At 66.1% G+C, this 17,061-nt stretch carries 18 protein-coding genes; 12 read left to right on the top strand and 6 right to left on the bottom strand.

The features are described from left to right. Positions 1-38: 38 nt before the first annotated feature. The 5 genes from K7H93_RS13190 (at position 39) to K7H93_RS13170 (ending at position 3,697) form a co-directional block, all read left to right on the top strand. Positions 39-596, top strand: a complete 558-nt coding sequence (locus K7H93_RS13190; RefSeq protein WP_230784006.1) for a DUF1285 domain-containing protein — start codon at positions 39-41, stop codon at positions 594-596. Further along, positions 593-1,207: a CoA pyrophosphatase gene (locus K7H93_RS13185; RefSeq protein WP_197636595.1), complete on the top strand. Its 615-nt coding sequence runs from the start codon at positions 593-595 to the stop codon at positions 1,205-1,207. Before K7H93_RS13190 ends, K7H93_RS13185 begins: the two co-directional genes overlap by 4 nt. Then, positions 1,200-2,384, top strand: a complete 1,185-nt coding sequence (locus tag K7H93_RS13180; protein WP_230784005.1) for a CCA tRNA nucleotidyltransferase — start codon at positions 1,200-1,202, stop codon at positions 2,382-2,384. The genes K7H93_RS13185 and K7H93_RS13180 overlap by 8 nt, the downstream gene beginning before the upstream one ends. Positions 2,385-2,636: 252 nt before the next feature. Continuing rightward, a complete protein-coding gene (locus K7H93_RS13175) occupies positions 2,637-3,176 on the top strand; it encodes a preprotein translocase subunit YajC (RefSeq protein ID WP_054524750.1) in 540 nt (179 codons plus the stop codon). A gap of 140 nt (positions 3,177-3,316) precedes the next feature. Beyond that, complete coding sequence (locus K7H93_RS13170) at positions 3,317-3,697, top strand: VOC family protein (protein ID WP_230784004.1); 381 nt, start codon at positions 3,317-3,319, stop codon at positions 3,695-3,697. Here the strand turns inward: K7H93_RS13170 and parC are convergent, their stop codons facing one another. Next, a complete protein-coding gene (parC, locus tag K7H93_RS13165) occupies positions 3,698-5,992 on the bottom strand; it encodes a DNA topoisomerase IV subunit A (protein ID WP_230784003.1) in 2,295 nt (764 codons plus the stop codon). Between the two features lie 104 nt (positions 5,993-6,096). On the opposite strand from parC, the gene K7H93_RS13160 reads away from it, so the two are divergent. After that, a complete protein-coding gene (locus K7H93_RS13160; protein ID WP_230784002.1) occupies positions 6,097-6,642 on the top strand; it encodes a type 1 glutamine amidotransferase domain-containing protein in 546 nt (181 codons plus the stop codon). Positions 6,643-6,782: 140 nt separating this feature from the next. After that, positions 6,783-7,673, top strand: a complete 891-nt coding sequence (locus tag K7H93_RS13155) for a DUF4349 domain-containing protein (protein WP_230784001.1) — start codon at positions 6,783-6,785, stop codon at positions 7,671-7,673. Here K7H93_RS13155 and K7H93_RS13150 read toward each other — a convergent pair. The 3 genes from K7H93_RS13150 to K7H93_RS13140 form a co-directional block, all read right to left on the bottom strand. Further along, positions 7,670-7,999: a 2Fe-2S iron-sulfur cluster-binding protein gene (locus K7H93_RS13150; RefSeq protein ID WP_230784000.1), complete on the bottom strand. Its 330-nt coding sequence runs from the start codon at positions 7,997-7,999 to the stop codon at positions 7,670-7,672. The two genes, K7H93_RS13155 and K7H93_RS13150, sit on opposite strands and share 4 nt — an antisense overlap. Beyond that, positions 7,996-9,081 carry a cysteine desulfurase family protein gene (locus tag K7H93_RS13145; protein WP_230783999.1) on the bottom strand — a complete coding sequence of 362 codons (1,086 nt, stop codon included), beginning with the start codon at positions 9,079-9,081 and terminating at the stop codon, positions 7,996-7,998. The genes K7H93_RS13150 and K7H93_RS13145 overlap by 4 nt, the downstream gene beginning before the upstream one ends. 85 nt (positions 9,082-9,166) lie before the next feature. Further along, positions 9,167-10,138 (bottom strand): cysteine desulfurase family protein, encoded by a 972-nt coding sequence (locus tag K7H93_RS13140; protein ID WP_230784153.1) that lies wholly within the window; start codon positions 10,136-10,138, stop codon positions 9,167-9,169. Between the two features lie 190 nt (positions 10,139-10,328). Between K7H93_RS13140 and K7H93_RS13135 the strand changes: the two genes are divergently transcribed. Then, positions 10,329-10,985: an alpha/beta hydrolase gene (locus K7H93_RS13135; RefSeq protein ID WP_222824039.1), complete on the top strand. Its 657-nt coding sequence runs from the start codon at positions 10,329-10,331 to the stop codon at positions 10,983-10,985. A gap of 207 nt (positions 10,986-11,192) precedes the next feature. Further along, on the top strand, positions 11,193-11,879 hold the full coding sequence (locus tag K7H93_RS13130; protein ID WP_230783998.1) for an energy transducer TonB: 687 nt from the start codon (positions 11,193-11,195) through the stop codon (positions 11,877-11,879). Positions 11,880-11,891: 12 nt separating this feature from the next. On the opposite strand, the gene K7H93_RS13125 is transcribed toward K7H93_RS13130, so the two are convergent. Then, a complete protein-coding gene (locus K7H93_RS13125) occupies positions 11,892-12,104 on the bottom strand; it encodes a hypothetical protein (protein ID WP_230783997.1) in 213 nt (70 codons plus the stop codon). 103 nt (positions 12,105-12,207) lie between these two features. Here K7H93_RS13125 and K7H93_RS13120 point away from each other — a divergent pair, with 103 nt between their 5' ends. Genes K7H93_RS13120 through K7H93_RS13110 form a run of 3 tightly spaced genes read left to right on the top strand, consistent with a single transcriptional unit; the run spans position 12,208 to position 16,150 of the window. Then, entirely contained in the window at positions 12,208-12,600 is a 393-nt protein-coding gene (locus K7H93_RS13120; RefSeq protein ID WP_226664292.1) for a DUF3597 domain-containing protein, read from the top strand. Positions 12,601-12,654: 54 nt separating this feature from the next. Next, positions 12,655-14,484, top strand: a complete 1,830-nt coding sequence (locus K7H93_RS13115) for a DUF885 domain-containing protein (RefSeq protein ID WP_230783996.1) — start codon at positions 12,655-12,657, stop codon at positions 14,482-14,484. A gap of 25 nt (positions 14,485-14,509) precedes the next feature. After that, positions 14,510-16,150 carry an FAD-dependent oxidoreductase gene (locus tag K7H93_RS13110; RefSeq protein ID WP_230783995.1) on the top strand — a complete coding sequence of 547 codons (1,641 nt, stop codon included), beginning with the start codon at positions 14,510-14,512 and terminating at the stop codon, positions 16,148-16,150. On the opposite strand, the gene K7H93_RS13105 is transcribed toward K7H93_RS13110, so the two are convergent. Then, on the bottom strand, positions 16,147-17,004 hold the full coding sequence (locus K7H93_RS13105) for a glutaminyl-peptide cyclotransferase (RefSeq protein ID WP_230783994.1): 858 nt from the start codon (positions 17,002-17,004) through the stop codon (positions 16,147-16,149). The two genes, K7H93_RS13110 and K7H93_RS13105, sit on opposite strands and share 4 nt — an antisense overlap. Between the last annotated feature and the right edge of the window lie 57 nt (positions 17,005-17,061).

Genomic DNA, 17,061 nt, shown 5'->3' with positions numbered 1-17,061 from the left:
GATTGCACGCCCCCCGCCCTTCTGCCAGAGAATCGCCCATGCCCTACGAGCCCCCTCCCCATCTCGCCTCGCTGACCCTCTCGCAAATCGCCGAGCAGGTGGAGGCGCGCAAGCTCCCGCCGGTCGAAGGCTGGGCGCCGCAGCAGGAGGGCGATTCGAACATGCGGATCGCCGCCGACGGCACCTGGTTTCATGAAGGATCGCCGATCAGCCGGCAGGGGATGGTTCGCGCCTTCTCCGGCCTGCTGATCCGCGATCAGAACGGCGCGCATTTTCTCGTCACCCCGTTCGAGAAGCTCTCAATCGAGGTTGAGGATGGGCCTTTCCTTGCCACCGACATGGTTGCGCGCGACGAGGGCGGCACCCCGGCGCTGGCCTTCCGGCTCAATACGGACGAGCTGGTGATCGCGGGGCCGGATCATCCGATCATCGCGCGCGGCGATGCGGAGACGCCCGCGCTCTATATCGGCGTGCGGCGCGGGCTGGAGGCGCGGCTGAACCGCAGCACCTACCAGCAGCTCGCCGAACATGCCCTGGCAAATGGCGACGACTGGAACGTTTCGAGCATGGGCGAGACGTTTCGCCTGAAGCCGTGAACGCCCCCGACGGAAAACTGGTCGATCGCCTGCGGACGATCTTCGACGAGGGCCACGGGGTCGAACTGCCGGACCTGCTGACAGACAAGCAGTTCGCCGGACGCGATCCGCGCCCCGCCGCAGTGCTGATCCCCGTCACCGATCGCGCGGAACCGGGCGCGATCCTGACCCAGCGCCCGCTCGACATGCGCAGCCATCCCGGCCAGGTCGCCTTCCCCGGCGGCAAGCTGGACGCGGGCGAGGATGCGGTGGAGGCCGCGCTGCGCGAGGCGCATGAGGAACTCGCGCTCGACCCGTCGCTGGTCCGCGTGATCGGCGCGACCGACCGCTACCACACCGGGACCGGCTTCGACGTCACGCCCGTGCTCGGCGTGATCCCGCCCGACCTGCCGCTGGTGCCCAATCCGGGCGAGGTGGAAAGCTGGTTCGAAGTGCCGCTGTCGGTGCTGTTCGACCGGTCCAACTACACCGAGAACAGCGCGATGTGGAAAGGGGCGGAGCGTCGCTATTACGAGATGCACTGGGAAGGCTACCGCATCTGGGGCGTGACCGCGGCGATCATCTTCAACCTCTCGCGCCGGCTGGATATTACGGAGAGCTTCGGTGGCTGAGCACCTGCCACAGGCACAATGGACGCAGCGGGCCGATCTGGCCGCGCTGGTCGAGGCGATCGGGCCGGGCAATATCCGCTGGGTCGGCGGCGCGGTGCGCGACACGCTGCTGGGCGCGCCGGTCAAGGACATCGACGCTGCAACTCCGCTGCGCCCCGAACAGGTGGTGGACGCATGCAAGGCGGCAGGCATCCGCACCGTGCCCACGGGAATCGATCACGGCACGATCACCGTGCTGACCGATGGCGGCCCGGTCGAGGTGACGACTTTGCGCGAGGACGTGTCGACCGATGGCCGCCGCGCGACGGTGGCCTTCGCGAGCGACTGGCGCGAGGATGCGGCGCGGCGCGACTTCACGATCAACGCGCTCTATGCCGATCCGGCGACGCTGGAACTGTTCGATTATTTCGGCGGGCTGCAAGATCTGGAGGCGCGGCGGGTGCGCTTCATAGGCGATGCGCGCCAGCGGATCCGCGAGGATCACCTGCGGATCCTGCGCTATTACCGCTTCCAGGCGCGCTTCGGCGCGGCGCTGGACGGGGAGGCGGAGGAAGCCTGTGCCGAGCTTGCGCCGATGCTCAAGGGACTCAGCCGCGAACGCGTTGCGATGGAGCTGACCGCGATCCTCGCCCTGCCCGATCCCGCGCCGACGATCGCCCGGATGCACGAGCACGGCGTGCTGCCGGTAATCCTGCCCGAAGCGGGTGCGGACCAGATCGCCGCGCTCGACCAGCTGATCGCGACCGAAGCCGGCTGCGAGACTGCGCCCGACCCGATCGTGCGGCTATCCGCGCTGTTGCCGGCAGACGGAAGCACTGCCGAAACAGTCGCCGCGCGGCTGCGCCTGTCGCGCAAGCACCGCGATCTGCTGGTGTGCCTCGCGGTGCGCGAGCCGAGTGATGCGGAGGCCCCGAAGGCGCTCGCCTATACCCAAGGCAGCGCCTGCGCGGCGGGTCGCCTGCTGCTTGGCGGCAAGGATCCGCGCGTGATCGCCGGGTGGGACATTCCGCAACTGCCGCTCAAGGGCGGCGAGATCGTTGCGCGTGGGCTGAGCGGAGCGGAGGTGTCCAAAACCCTGCGCGCGGTCGAGGCGCGATGGGTCGCTGAAGAATTTCCCGACCGCGCCCGGGTGCTCGCGCTGCTGGACGAGATTTTGCAAAGCCGAACAAGCTCTTAAGCTTGCCTTCAGGCGCAACAATTCAATAGTGGCGCTATCGGAAGGAGATGAGGCCGAGGAAACCACCGGTTGCATCGGTTGACATCATTTCGCCGCATTCACATACCGACCGACCTCGGAAGTGGCCTTTTTCAGGCTTTTTACCGCCCTCGCGCGGGAGCATCTGACGGGATCAGCCGTTTCAGTGGGGCAACCCCCACTCCGCGGGCCATCGTTCAGGCGATCGGGCCGCGCCACAAGGAGAGAAGACTTATGAAGTTCAAGACCGCATTCGCAGCCGCCGCCGCGCTCACGCTGGCCACCGCCGCCAACGCCCAGGTGGGCCCCGAAGTCGGCGCGACCGTCTATGGCCCCGAAGGCAACACGGTCGGCACCATCGAAGCGATGCAGGATGGCGTCGTGGTCGTGAACACCGGCACCTACACCGCTCCCGTCCCCGCCAACGCGTTCGGCGAAGGCCCCGAAGGCCCGATCGTGTCGGTCACCAAGGACCAGCTCAACGCGATGATGGCCGAGCAGGAAAAGCAGATGGCCGCCGCGCGTGACGCCGCGCTGATCGAAAACGCGACCGTCCTGACCGCCGATGGCGTCGAAATCGGTACCGTCACCTCGATCGACGGCGACAATGCCATCGTCACCCTGGAGGACGGCCCGGTCAGCCTGATGCGCGACCAGTTCGCAACCAACGAAACCGGCGCGCTGATCGTGCTGGCGACTAAGGATCAGCTGATGGCCGCGCTCAACGGCGGGAGCGTCGAAGGCGGCGAGGCGATGGAAGCCGACGCCGAGTAAGCGTCAGCCACAAGTTTCCCTCGGGGCCACCATCTCGAGGGTCGCAAGAGGCGGGTTGTGTGCCGAAAGGCGCGCGGCCCGCCTTTGCTTTTGCTCCCCTCCCTCTTGCACACCCAGTCGCTCGACCGCATGCCATGCATATGACCGATCACCCCCAGCCCGGCGCTTTCGCAATCATCCCATGTCAGGATCTGGAAGCGGCCCTCCCGTTCTGGGAGCAGATGGGATTCGCTCGTACCGGCGGAAACGCCGACTATTTGCTCCTCACCGGATGGGACTGCGAAGTGCATTTGCGGCGCGGAGACCCGCCGCCGTGGCACGTGCCCGAGAATAATCCGTTCGGGATATTCATCCGCACTCCGCATGTCGGCCGGATCGCCGAACTGATGGACCAATTCGTCATCCGGCCCGGCGGCATCCTGGGCCACCGCGAATGGGGCATGTACGAAGTCGCGCTCAATGGGCCCGACAATCTGCTGATCCGGATCGGCTGGCCCTCATCGCTGGTCGGACAGCGCTGATCAGAAGCGGTTGTCGCGCGGGAAGCCCTGCGGGGGCATCCGGCCTGCGCCGCCGCGCGCGACCTTCCACTGCCACATCTCCATCTCGGTGCGGGTGCGTTCGCCCGTGCCGCCCATCTGCCAGCTGAGGCCTTCCTCCAGCCGGAAGGTGGTGACGTCGGCCATCCCGCCATCGCGGTAGCGTTGCAGCTGGACGCCCTGCCCGCGGCTCATCTCGGGCATTTCCTCCAGGTTGAACACCACCAGCTTGCGGTTGTCGCCCACGACGGCGACGTGATCGTGCCCCTCGCCGATATGCGCCACGCGGGCGAGCTTGGCGTCGCCCTTCAGCGTCATCACCGCGCGGCCCTTGCGCGTCTCGGCCAGCAGGTCGTCCGACTTGATGACGAAGCCCTTGCCCAGCGTGCTCGCCAGCAGCAGCCGCTCACCGGGCTTGTGCGCCCAGGCGGAAACGATGTGCGCGCTATTGTCGATGTCGACCATCGTGCGCACCGGCTCGCCGAAACCGCGCGCGCCGGGCAGCTTGTCCGCGCCCAGCGTGTAGAAGCGCCCGTCGTCGGTCGCGACCAGTAGCTTGTCGGTAGTCTGCGCGTGGAAGGCGAAGGCGAGTTCGTCGCCTTCCTTGAACTTCCATTCCTGCGACAGGTCGGCATGGCCCTTGGCCGCACGGATCCAGCCGCGCGCGGAGAGGATTACCGTGGTCGGTTCCTTCTCGATCATCGCGTCCATGCTGAATTCGACCGTCGGCTCCGCCTCGTCGATCGTGGTGCGGCGCGCGCCCAGCGCGGTATCCTTGCCGTATTCCTTGCGCAGGGCATTGAGATCGCGCTTCAGCCGCGTGCGCTGGCGCGCCGGGCTGTCGAGCAGCTTCTGAAGCTCGTCCTGCTCCTTCAGCAGGTCGTCCTTCTCCTGCCGCAGCTGCATTTCCTCGAGCTTGCGCAAACTGCGCAGCCGCATGTTGAGGATCGCTTCGGTCTGCCGGTCGGTCAGGCCGAACTCCGCCATCATCACCGGCTTTGGCTCGTCCTCGGTGCGGATGATCTCGATCACCCGGTCGAGGTTGAGGAAGGCGATGATATAGCCCTCGAGCAGTTCGAGCCGGTCCGCGATCTTCGCCAGCCGGTGGCGGGTGCGGCGCTGGAGAATGTCGATCTGGCTCGCGATCCAGTTCTGCAGCAGCTCCTTGAGGCCCATCACCATCGGCGTGCGCGTCGCATCGAGCACGTTCATGTTGAGGCCGAAGCGCGTTTCCAGATCGGTCAGGCGGTAGAGCGATTCTTTGAGCAGCTCCGGATCGACATTGCGGCTGCGCGGGACGAGCACGATGCGGATCTGCTCGTCGCTTTCGTCGCGCACGTCCTCGAGGATCGGCACCTTCTTGTCCGCGATGACCTGCGCGATCTGCTCGATCAGCTTGCCCTTGGGCACCTGGTAGGGGATTTCGCTGATGATCAGCTGCCATTGCCCGCCGCCCAGACGCTCTATCCCCGCGTCGCGGTCTGCCGCGCTCTCGGCCTCGGCGGCATGGAAGCGCGCGCGGATGCGGAAGGAGCCGCGACCGGTCTCATAAGCCGCACTGATGGTTTCGGGGCTGTCCACGATCATCCCGCCGGTGGCGAGGTCCGGCCCATGCATGATCTGCATCAGCCGCGCATGCTCGACCGCCGGGTTCTCGATGACTTCCAGCGTCGCCTCGATCACCTCGTCGACATTGTGCGACGGGATATTGGTCGCCATGCCCACCGCGATCCCGCTGGCCCCGTTGGCGAGCAGGTTGGGGAACAGGCCGGGGAAGATGACCGGCTCTTCCTCCTCGTTGTTGTAGGTCGGCACGAAATCGACCGTGCCCTCGTCCAGCCCCGACATCAGGGCCATCGCAGTCCTGGTCAGCCGCGCTTCGGTGTAGCGGGCGGCAGCGGCGTTATCGCCGTCGATATTGCCGAAGTTGCCCTGCCCCTCGACCAGCGGATATCGCAGCGCGAAGGGCTGCGCGAGGCGGACCATCGCGTCGTAGACCGCGGTATCGCCATGCGGGTGGTACTTGCCCAGCACCTCGCCGACGACGCGCGCGGACTTCTTGTACGCCGTGTCCGGCCCAAGGCGCAGCTGGCGCATCGCCCACAACAGGCGGCGGTGGACCGGCTTCAGCCCGTCGCGAAGATCGGGCAGCGAACGGGCGGTGATCGTCGAGAGCGCATAGACGAGATACCGCTCGGACAGCGCGGTCTCGAACGGCGCGTCGACGATTGCAGCGGGGGAATCGGGCTCCGCGGGGCCCTGATCTTTGGAAGCCATCGGCTCGCCCTACCACCGGCTCGCCTCGGCCAGAAGCGCGGAACGCAAAGCTTTCCCCGCCCGTTTAGCCAGTGAAAGCATAATTCATACGAAAGGACTTCATCATGGCCAAACGCGTTATGATCCTCGCCACCAACGGTTTCGAGCAGTCGGAACTCTTCGACCCCAAGAAGAACCTCGAAGACGCAGGCATCGAGACCGAAGTGGTCAGCCTGGAATCGGGTGAAATCAAGGCTTGGGACAAGGACGACTGGGGCAAGACGATCAAGGTCGACAAGACCGTGGACGAAGTCGCCAATTGCGAAGGCTACGACGCCCTCCTCCTCCCCGGCGGCCAGATCAACCCCGACCTGCTGCGCGTGAACGACCGCGCGGTTGCTATCGTCCGCGAGTTCAACGCTGCGGGCAAGCCGATCGCCGCGATCTGCCACGCCCCGTGGATGCTGATCGAAGCGGGCCTGGTCGAAGGCAAGACGCTGACCAGCTACCACTCGATCCGCACCGACATGAAGAATGCGGGCGCGAACGTGGTCGATCAGGAAGTCGCGGAAGACGGCAACCTCATCACCAGCCGCAATCCGGACGACATCCCCGCCTTCTCGGACCGCCTGATCAGCCGCGTGCTGGAGAAGGTGCCCGAAAACGCCTAAGCTTCTGAGAAGCTGACAAAACCGAGGCCCGGTCGCAGAGATGCGGCCGGGCTTTTTACTGCGCGCTTGCCAATGTGGCGAGAATGAGGCAAGATTGTGGCCACAATGTGATGACCACATTGCGAATGGGGAGAGAATTGATGGCTTTTCGTTCTTCGCTGCTTCTCGTGTCCGCCGCCGCCCTCGCGCTGGCCGCGTGTTCCGACAACACGGCTTCCGAAACCACCGAAGCCATCACCACCGCGGACATCGCAGAAGAGCCTGCGATGGAAGCTTCGACGGCGGACTCGGCTGCCGAGGCAAGCTCCTCGACCGATATTCCCACCGCCGCGCCCAAGATCGCCTATGTCTATTCCTACGGCTTCCGGGTGGAGCGCGACGCGATCGCACCCCTGCAGGAACGCCATGCCGACATGTGCGCCAATCTCGGCCCGCTGACCTGTCAGGTCCGCTCGATGAGTCAGAGCGGGGCCGACGATGACTACGGCTATGGCGAGCTGGAGCTTTCGGTCGCGGCGGACAAGGCGCGCGATTTCGGGCGCAAGCTGGCCGGTGCGGTCGAGGCCGAGGGCGGCGAGCAGGTCTCCTCCACCATCGAGGGAGAGGATCTGTCGAAACAGATCGTCGATACCGAAGCACGCCTGCGCAGCCGTGAAGTGCTGCGCGACCGGCTGATGGAAGTGCTGCGCACCCGCAAAGGCAGCGTGCAGGAACTGGTCGAAGCCGAACGCGGCGTCGCGCAGGTCAACGAGGAAATCGACCAGGCGCGCAGCTGGCTGCAGGAAATGCGCGGCCGCGTGGCCTTTTCACGGATCACCGTCACCTACCAGAGCCAGGGCGCAGGCCCCGGCGGCTTCGTGGAACCGATCCGCAGGGCGGTAAGCTCGATCGGCCCGGTCGCGGGCAATGTGATCGGCGGGCTGATCCTGCTGCTGACGATCTTCGCGCCGCTCGGCCTGATCGGTTACGGCCTGTGGCGGCTGTTCCGCTGGCTGCGGCGGCGCGAGGATAGCACCGCCAACAAGGACTAACGCCCGCTCATATCATGCGCATCGGCGGGGATGGTGACCTCCATCCCGTCGAGCGCATCGGTCAGCTCGATCTGGCACGAGAGGCGGCTGGTCGGGCGCACGCCATAGGCGAGGTCGAGCATGTCTTCCTCGTCCTCGCTTGCCTCGGGCAATTGCGCGAACCATTCCTTGGCGACCAGCACATGGCAGGTGGAACAGGCCATCTGCCCCTCGCAGGTGCCCTCCAGCGGCATCCCCGCCGCCTGCGCGACGCGCAGCAGCACGTCGCCCGCCTGCGCCTCGGCTTCGACCCGCGATCCGTCGGACTTGATAAACGTAACCTTCATCCTTGCGAGGATGCCGCTTCGAGGATGATCGAGCAAGCGCGCTGCATATCCTCGCGCGTAGTGTAACGCCCCCAGCCGAGGCGGATCGAGGATTTCGCCTGCGCATCGGTGAGCCCAATGGCGCGCAGCACATGGCTGGTGCGGCCCGATCCGCTGGCACAGGCCGACCCGGCGGAGAACATGACTTCGCGGCATTCGCTCATCAGCCGGGTGACGTCGAGGCCGTCTTTCCGAATGTTGAGATTGCCGTGCCAGCGCTGCTCCGCACTGCCGTTGAGCGTCCAGCCGGAAAAGGCGTCGCGCGCGATGTGCCACAGCTCCTCGACATGCGCCGCGTCTTGCTCCTGCCGCTCGACCGCGAGCGCTGCCGCCGCGCCGAACCCGGCGCACAAAGCAGGCGAGAGCGTGCCTGATCGCAGGCCCTGCTCCTGCCCGCCCCCCTCGACATGCGGGATCAGCGACAGCCCGTCGCGCACCCACAGCGCACCGATCCCCTTGGGCCCGTGCAGCTTGTGGGCGCTGACCGCGATCATGTCGGCCTCAGGCGCCAGCGCCATCTTGCCCGCCGCCTGCACGCCGTCGACCAGCAGCAGCGCGCCGGTCTCCTTCGCGCGGCTCGCCATCTCGGCAATCGGCTGGATCGTGCCGATCTCGTTGTTGAGCTGCATCACCGCGAGCAGACCTACATATTTCGGCATGTCGACGTCGGGCGCGATCACACCGTTCGCGCAGACCGGCAATTCGGTCCAGTTGCCGATCGCCTTGACCGTATCGATCACCGCCGCGTGCTCGATCGCGCTGAAGGCGATGTGCTCGCCCGAGCGGACGGCGGCATTGCCCCGGATCGCGAGATTGATCGCTTCGGTCGCGCTGCCGGTGAAGATCACCTGCCCGCCGGGAGGGAACAGCTGCGCCACCTGATCGCGCGCAACCTCGACCGCTGCGGCCGCCATGCGGCCCATGCGGTGCGGGCTGTGCGGATTGCCGAAGGTGTCGCTATCCGGGCCGCCGAGCCACGCCAGCATCGCCTCGCGCGCTTCGGGCGCGAGCGGGGTGGTCGCCTGGTAGTCGAGGTAGATCATCCAATGGGCACTAGCCGTTCGTGCTGAGCTTGTCGAAGCGCGAACAGAGGCACTCGCCCTTCGACTGGCTCAGGACGAACGGAGGTTACGAAAGCGACCGCCAGGCCTCAGCAAACGCCTCCAGTTCCTCCGGCTTGGTGCTCCACCCCATGCTGACCCGGATCGTGCGCGCGGCGACATCGTCGGGCACGCCGAAGGCATCGAGCACACGGCTTTTCTTGAGCGTGCCCGAGGAACACGCGCTGCCCGCCGAGACCGCAAAGCCCATCGCGTCGAGCCGGATCAGCTGGGCCTGTGCACTCATGGTGGGGTGAGCAAAGGCATGCAGAAACGAAGATGTCACCGCGCCAAGATCGACGATGTGGCCGCCCGAAGCGAATATGTCGTCATGGACTTGATCAAAGGCCTCTTCGATTTCGGTACACGACTGATCCTCCCACGCCTCCAGAGCCGCTGCAAAGCCGAGTGCCGCCGGCATGTTCTCGGTGCCCTGCCGATAGCCCCGCTCGTGCCCCCCCATCGGTTCGAGCATCGCATAATCGCGAACCAGCAGGGCACCAATACCGATGGGCCCGCCCAGCTTGTGCGCTGAGACCACCGCCATATCACACGCGGGCAGGGCAAACTTGCCGGCGCTCTGAGAGCAATCGCACAGAAGAAGGCCGTCCGTCGCCTTTATCTCGGGCAGGTAACTGACGATCGGTTGCCTCGTGCCGGTTTCGGAATTGACGTGCTGAATCGCGACGATTGACCGCTCGAAACTGTCAATGGTCGAGAGATCGACCCGACCCTCGCCATCGACGGAAATCACCTCCGCATCGGGCGCGGCGCGGAACACCGCGTCGTGCTCCACCGCACTGATGATCCGCCTATCCACCTTCGCGCGATTCAAGGCGATCCAAAGCGCCTCGCTCGCCCCGCTGGTGAAGATCACCTCGCCGTCCCACGCCAGCGCCGCCTTCACCCGTGCGCGCGCACCCTCCAGTGCCTGCTTAGCCTTGCGGCCCTCGGCGTGCGGGGAGGACGGGTTGGCCCAGATCGCAAACCCTTCCTCCATCGCTGCCTTCGCCTCGGGGCGGAGCGGCGAGGTGGCGGCGTGGTCCAGATAGATGCGGGAACGCGTCAACGGATGCTCGAAGTAATTGCGAAATGCGGCATAAAGCCTATATAGCCGCCCACCTCGCGCGCGCCACCGCCCAAACCGATGGCGCTTGTGCCAGCCCAGTTATTTCCGGACCCCAGCACCCATGCCCACCGTCATCTTCCCCGGCCCCGAAGGCCGCCTCGAAGGCCGTTTCTCGCCCCCGCCGCGTCCGCGTGCGCCGGTCGCGCTGATCCTCCACCCGCACCCGCAGGGCGGCGGCACGATGAACGAGCGCAATACGCAGGCCCTCTACAAGACCTTCGTCGATCGCGGCTTCGCGACGCTGCGCTTCAATTTCCGCGGCGTGGGCCGCAGCCAGGGCAGCTTCGACAACGGCATTGGCGAACTGTCCGACGCGGCATCCGCGCTCGACTGGATCCAGTCGATCCATGAAGAAGCACAAGTCACCTGGGTGGCCGGTGTCAGCTTCGGCGCGCTGATCGGCATGCAGCTGCTGATGCGCCGCCCCGAAATTCGCGGCTTCATCTCGGTCGGTGCGCCGGCGAGCATGTACGACTTCAGCTTCCTCGCGCCCTGCCCCGCCAGCGGCATCTTCGTCCACGGCGCGGCCGACACCGTCGTGCCCCCGCCTGCGGTCACCAAGCTGGTCGAAAAGCTGCGGACGCAGAAGCACATCACCATCCACCACGAAGAAATCCCGCGTGCGAACCACTTCTTCGAGAAGGAGCACGACGAGATGATGGGTGCGGTGAACAACTACCTCGATTTCCGCCTCGATCCCTCCTGCCCGATCCGCTGATCGCGCAGGGCTGAGGGCCCCGCCCGACACCGTTAATCGCCAATCGTCAATCGCCTCCCCCTGCGCGCGGCCCGCGCGGGGCGACAGGCCGTGTCGCAATTCGATCCTGATTTGAAACGTTATACCATCTAGCGCCTGTTAATGGTCATAGTGTATCATCTCTTCGGAGGCAGTCCCAAGCTGCCCGGAAAAACAGGAGAGATGTCCATGGCTTACACCTATGCCAACCAGACGCAGAACCGGCTCCCCGCCATTCTGGGTGTGGCCGGAGTGCATGCCGGAATCGGCGCGCTGCTGATCTACGGCCTCGCATCGGGCGAGTTCGAGAAGATCGTCCAGCCGCCACTCGAAGGCGGCCAGATCGAGCTGCCGCCACCCCCGCCGCCGCCCGAGCCGGTCGATCAGCCGCAGGTCGAAACCCCGCCCTCGGCACGCGATGTGGTCGCACCCAAGCCGCCGCTGGATGTGTCGACCAATCCGCCGCGCGTCGACACCAGCGGCATCATCCTGCCGCCTGCGCCGCCGCAGCCTTTGCCGCTGCCCAGCATTGCCCCGACGCTCGCGCCGCCTCCACCGCCCAAGCCTACGCCCAGCTTCGATCCGGTGGCCGCGCGCCCCGCGAACAATGCGCGCGCCTGGGTGACGCAGAGCGACTATCGCAGCAGCTGGATCTCGCGCGATTATGCGGGCACGGTCGGCTTCAGGCTGAATGTCGGAGCGAGTGGCCGCGTGGAAGGCTGCTCGGTCACGCAATCTTCCGGCGTCGCCGCGCTGGACGAGGCGACCTGCCAGCTGGTCACCCGGCGCGCACGGTTCGATCCGGCCAAGAACGGCGAGGGTCGCGCGGTCGCGGGCAGCTATAACGGCGCGGTGCGCTGGCAGCTGCCCGACTGATAACCGCTTCGCCTACTCTCCGATTCCCTCGGTCGTGGCGGTGTTCACCGGCGCGCGGCCCTGGGAATCGGGGATGGTCCAGATCGCCACGTTGAGCAGCGCAACCAGCGCGGCGACCACCATCAGCCCCGCCTGCTTGCGAAAGCCGCGGCGGAACAGGATGAACGCGCCCGCAATCAGGGCGAATGCGGCGAGGACGAGCAGCGAGAGGACGAGGTTGAGCATGCGTTTCGCCTACACCGGATTGTGCCCATGCGGAACGGCTGTGTGCGCGAAGCTTTCTGTCAGAGTGCGGCGCACCTGCCGCGAGTAGCCACAGGAGCTGGTCATGGGTATTTTCGGTTCGATCAAGGATGCGATCTTCGGCAACGACAAGACCGAAAAGCAGCCACCGGCAACCTCCACCGCCCCGGCGACCACGCCGGCAACAGACACGTTCAACAATTCGGGCGTAGAATTCGAGCCGACCACCACGGTCGACGTGGCAGAACGACTGGACAAGATCGAAGGCTCCGACAAGCTCAACTGGCGAACCTCGATCGTCGATCTCCTCAAATTGCTCAGCATCGATCCGAGCTACGAGAACCGCAAGCAGCTGGCGGGCGAACTGGGCCGTAGCGACTACGAAGGCACCGCCGAAGACAATATCTGGCTGCACAAGCGGGTGATGCAGGAAATCGCCGACCACGGCGGCAATGTGCCTCCCGAACTGCTCAAGTAGCACACGCGAAGCAAAAATTTGACGGGTGTGGCGCGGGGCGTCACACCCGTTTGCATGAGCACATTCTCCCTCACCCGCCGCCAGACCCTTGCCGGGCTCACCGCCACCACCGCCCTGACGCTGGGTGGCTGCGCCGCCAGCCGCACCGGCCCTTCGCTGCGATCCATGACCCTCGCGCCCGACGAATGGCTCGACGACGTGTCCTACGGGATGCTGAAATATGAGCCCGAGCGGGCGACCAGCCTGGGCGTCGATACCGGCGATTACGCCGAATGGCGCGGGATGCTGGAAGATCAGTCGATCGCCGGGCAGCGCGAATATGGCGCCTATCTGCGCTGGGTCGTCGGCCAGATGGACGGGCTCGACGAAAGCGGCCTCACGCCCGACCAGCAGACCAGTTTCGAAGTCGTGCGCAGCGCCTTTTCGACCGCAGCCGAGGGGTTCGACCAGCCCTATGGCGATGTCGCAGTCGGCAGCTGGCGCAATGCGCCTTACGTGGTGATCCAGAATGTCGGCACCTATCTCGACATGCCGCGCTTCATGGATTCCTCTCAGCCGCTCGCAGACGAAGCGGACACCGGATATTATCTCGACCGGCTCTCCAGCGTGGATACCGCGCTTAACGGTGAGCTGGAGCGGCTGGAAAAGGCACGCAGCCTCGGCGTGATCCCGCCCGACTTCCTGCTCGACAAGGCGATCGCCGCGATGGAAGCGAGCATCGAGTCGGCACCTTCGGACTATGTCGGTCCGCTCGAAAAAGCGCCCGAGGCGATCCGCGCCTCCGCGATAACGACCGCCAGCCGGGTGACCGAGCAAAAAATCGTCCCCGCACTCCAGCGCCAGCTCGCCGAACTGAAGGCCGAGCGCGCGCGGGCGAAGTCCAACACGGGCATGTGGGCGCAGCCCGGCGGGCCGGAATGGTATGCCTGGGCGCTCAAGGCCAGCACCACGACCACGCTCTCGCCCGACGAAATCCACGAACAGGGGCTGCAGGAACTCGAAGCGCTGCACGCGCGGATGGACCCGATCCTGCGCGACATCGGCTATGACAGCGGTACTGTGGGCGAGCGGATGCAGAAGCTCTCCACCGATCCGCGCTACAAATTTGCCGAGGGCGATCCGGGCCGCAAGCAGATCATGGACTTCATCCATGACCGGATCGACTGGATCACCGCGCAGATGCCGCGCGCCTTCAACGAGCTGGTCGAACCCAATGTCGAGGTACGCCGCCTGCCGCTCGCCGAAGAACCCGGCGCACCGGGTGCCTATGGCGGCGCGGGCAGCAAGGACGGGTCGATCCCCGCGCGCATGTGGATCAACCTGCGCACCACCGACCTGCACCGCAAGTACGACCTCGCCGACCTGACCTATCATGAGAGTATTCCCGGCCATGCGTGGGAAGGCACCTTCTCCAACCGCCTGCCGCTGATCCGCTCCATCCTCGCCTTCAACGCCTTTTCCGAAGGCTGGGCGCTGTATGCCGAACAGCTGGCCGACGAGCTGGGCGCCTACGACGACTTCCAGGTCGGCCGCCTCGGCTACCTGCAAAGCCTCGCCTTCCGCGCCTGCCGCCTGGTGGTCGACACCGGGCTGCACCACAAGCGCTGGACCCGCGAACAGGGCCGCCAGTTCTTCGTCGAGCGCAATGGCTCCAAGGCGGAGGAAGTGGCGAGCGAGGTCGATCGCTATTGCAGCTGGCCGGGCCAGGCCTGCGGCTACAAGATCGGCCATTCGCAGATCGTCCGCCAACGCGAGCGGGCGAAGCGCGAAATGGGCGACGCCTATGATTTCAAGGGCTTCAACACGGCGGTGATCCTCGGCGGCAATTCCCCGCTCGACGTCGTGGAAAAGACCGTCACACGCTATATATCCAGCGCCGGGTAGCGGCGCATGACAGGAACCGGGCGCGATGGAAACTTTCGGAGACGATCTCGAAACCATGCGCCGGGTTCCGCTGGCGGATGAGCATGTCGCGGCGATCTGCGAGATCGGGCGCGAATGCAGCTATGCGGCGGGCGAAATGGTGGCCGAGCTTGGCTCGCCGATGGACCGCTTCGTCTATGTGATCGAGGGCGAGATCGAAGTCGTCGATCCGTTCAGCGGCGAACGCATGGTGCCCTCCACGCTCGGCCCGACGCAGTTCATGGGCGAGATCGCCTTCCTCAACGGCGGCACCAACATGCTGGGAATGCGCGCCGCGAAGCCGACGCGCGCGATCGAGGCTCCGCGCGATGCCATGCTCGATCTGATGGCGCGGGTGCCCGAACTCTCCGACCATATCATCACCGTGTTCTCCGCCCGCAGGAGACGGCAATTCGAGCAGAGCAACAGCGGGATCAAGCTGATCGGCGCGGACCGCGATCCGCGTATCCAGCAATGCGAGCGCTTCCTCAGCCGCAACCGCATCCCCTTCCAAAGCTACGACCTCGACAGCAGCGACACCGAAGCGAGCCGCTTGTGCAGCCTCGTCGATCACGAGCCTGCGGTGATCCTCGGCAAGGATCGCCCGCTGGAAGACCCGAGCCCGCGCGCCCTCGCCCAGGCGCTCAACCTCGATCTGGCGATCGGGGAGGACGAAACGGTCGACCTGTTGATCGTCGGTGCGGGGCCGTCGGGTGTCGCAGCGGCTGTGTATGCCGGGGCCGAGGGGATGAGCGCGCTGGTGGTGGAGGACACCGCCATCGGCGGGCAGGCCGGGACCAGCAGCCGGATCGAGAATTACATGGGCTTCCCCACCGGGATCAGCGGATCGGACCTGATCTATCGCGGGCAGATCCAGGCGCTGAAATTCGGTACCCGCTTCGCCATGCCGCGCCGGGTCGAGGCGCTTGAGGAGATGCCCGACGGCACCTTCTGCGCCACGCTCGACCATGGCGAGCGGCTCTGCGCCCGCGCGGTGCTGGTCGCGACCGGCGTGCAATATCGCCGCCTCCCCATTGAACGACTGGAAGAGCTGGAAGGCGCTGGCGTGTTCTACGCCGCGACCGAGATGGAGGCACGCTTCTGCCGGAATACCGAGGTTGTGGTCGTCGGCGGAGGCAATTCCGCCGGGCAGGCTGCCATGTACCTCTCGCGCACAGCCAAGTGCGTTCACGTCGTGGTGCGCGGCACCTCGCTCGCCGCCTCGATGTCGGACTACCTCTCGCGCAGGCTGGAGGCCGATCCCCGGGTGCAGCTGCATTACGAGACCACGGTTTCGCAGCTGCATGGGGAAGATCATCTCGATGCCATCACGCTCGACACCCCCGATGGGCAGCGACGGATAGAATCGCGGGCGCTGTTCATCATGATCGGCGCGGCCCGCAACACCGACTGGCTGGCGGAGCATATCGATCTGGACGAGCGGGGATTCGTGCTGACGGGCGAGAAAGTCGGTCGCGACTCGCCTTACGAAACCTCCAAGCCCGGCATTTTCGCGGTCGGTGACGTGCGCGCAGGATCGGTCAAGCGGGTGGCCAGCGGGGTCGGCGAAGGGTCGGTCGTTGTCAGCCGCATCTGGTCCCATGTCGACCAGCTGCGCCGTGCGGAGGCGATCGGCGCGGCGGCCTAGCCGCCCGTGGCGCTGCTTTTCGGCTCGGCCTCGCGCGGGACCAGCCGCACCTCGAACATGGTCGGCCACAGCTTGCCGGTGACGAACCAGCGACCGCTGGCCGGATCATGCGCAATCCCGTTGAGCACCGCGCCGTTCCGGACCGCGCCGTTCTGCGCCGCATCGATCTCGGCCACCAGCGGGCTCAGGTCGACGATCCGGCGGATCGTGCCATCCGCCGGGTCGATCCCGACGATCACCTGGCTGTACCACTGGTTGGCCCAGATTAGCCCGTCGGCCCCCTCCAGCTCGTTGAGCCGGGCGATCGGCCGGCCATCCAGCGTCACCTCCACCTCACGCTGGACCGCGTAGGTTTCGGGGTCGAGAAAGCGCAGCGTTGCGCTGCCGTCGGATGCGACCAGCATGCCGTCCATCGCGGTCAGGCCCCAGCCTTCGAACGCAAATGGATCGCTGCGCACCGGCTCCAGCGTGTCGAGCGACCAGCGGTGGATCACCCGGTCCATCCAGGTGAGGCTGACCAGCTCGTCACCCCATAGCGCCAGCCCCTCGCCGAACTGATCCGCCGGGATCGCCTGCGCGGCGAGCACGTCGCCCGTCGCCAGATCCACCCTGCGGATCTGTGATTGTCCTTCCAGCCCGGTGCTCTCGTAAAGCTGCCCGTCGTGCCACAGCAGGCCCTGGGTAAAGGCGGCAGGATCGTGCGGATAACGCGCGACGATCTGAGCATCGTAGATCGTTGCAGCGGGTGCAGGCGCGGGTTCGGCCTGGCCCTCACCCGCCTGCCGTGCATGCACGGGCAGCGGCGCGAGGAAGGCCGCCGCCAGCGGAAGCACGAGAGCAGAAATGCGTTTCATCATCGCGCCGGAAATGGCGCCAGCAAACCTGACCTGCTGCTGAAGCATGCAGGCCCT

The organism is Citromicrobium bathyomarinum (genome assembly GCF_021021475.1).
Taxonomy (GTDB): Bacteria; Pseudomonadota; Alphaproteobacteria; order Sphingomonadales; family Sphingomonadaceae; genus Alteriqipengyuania; species Alteriqipengyuania bathyomarina.
The sequence above is the reverse complement of the archived record's forward strand: the minus strand, read 5'-3'. Positions and strand labels throughout refer to the sequence as shown.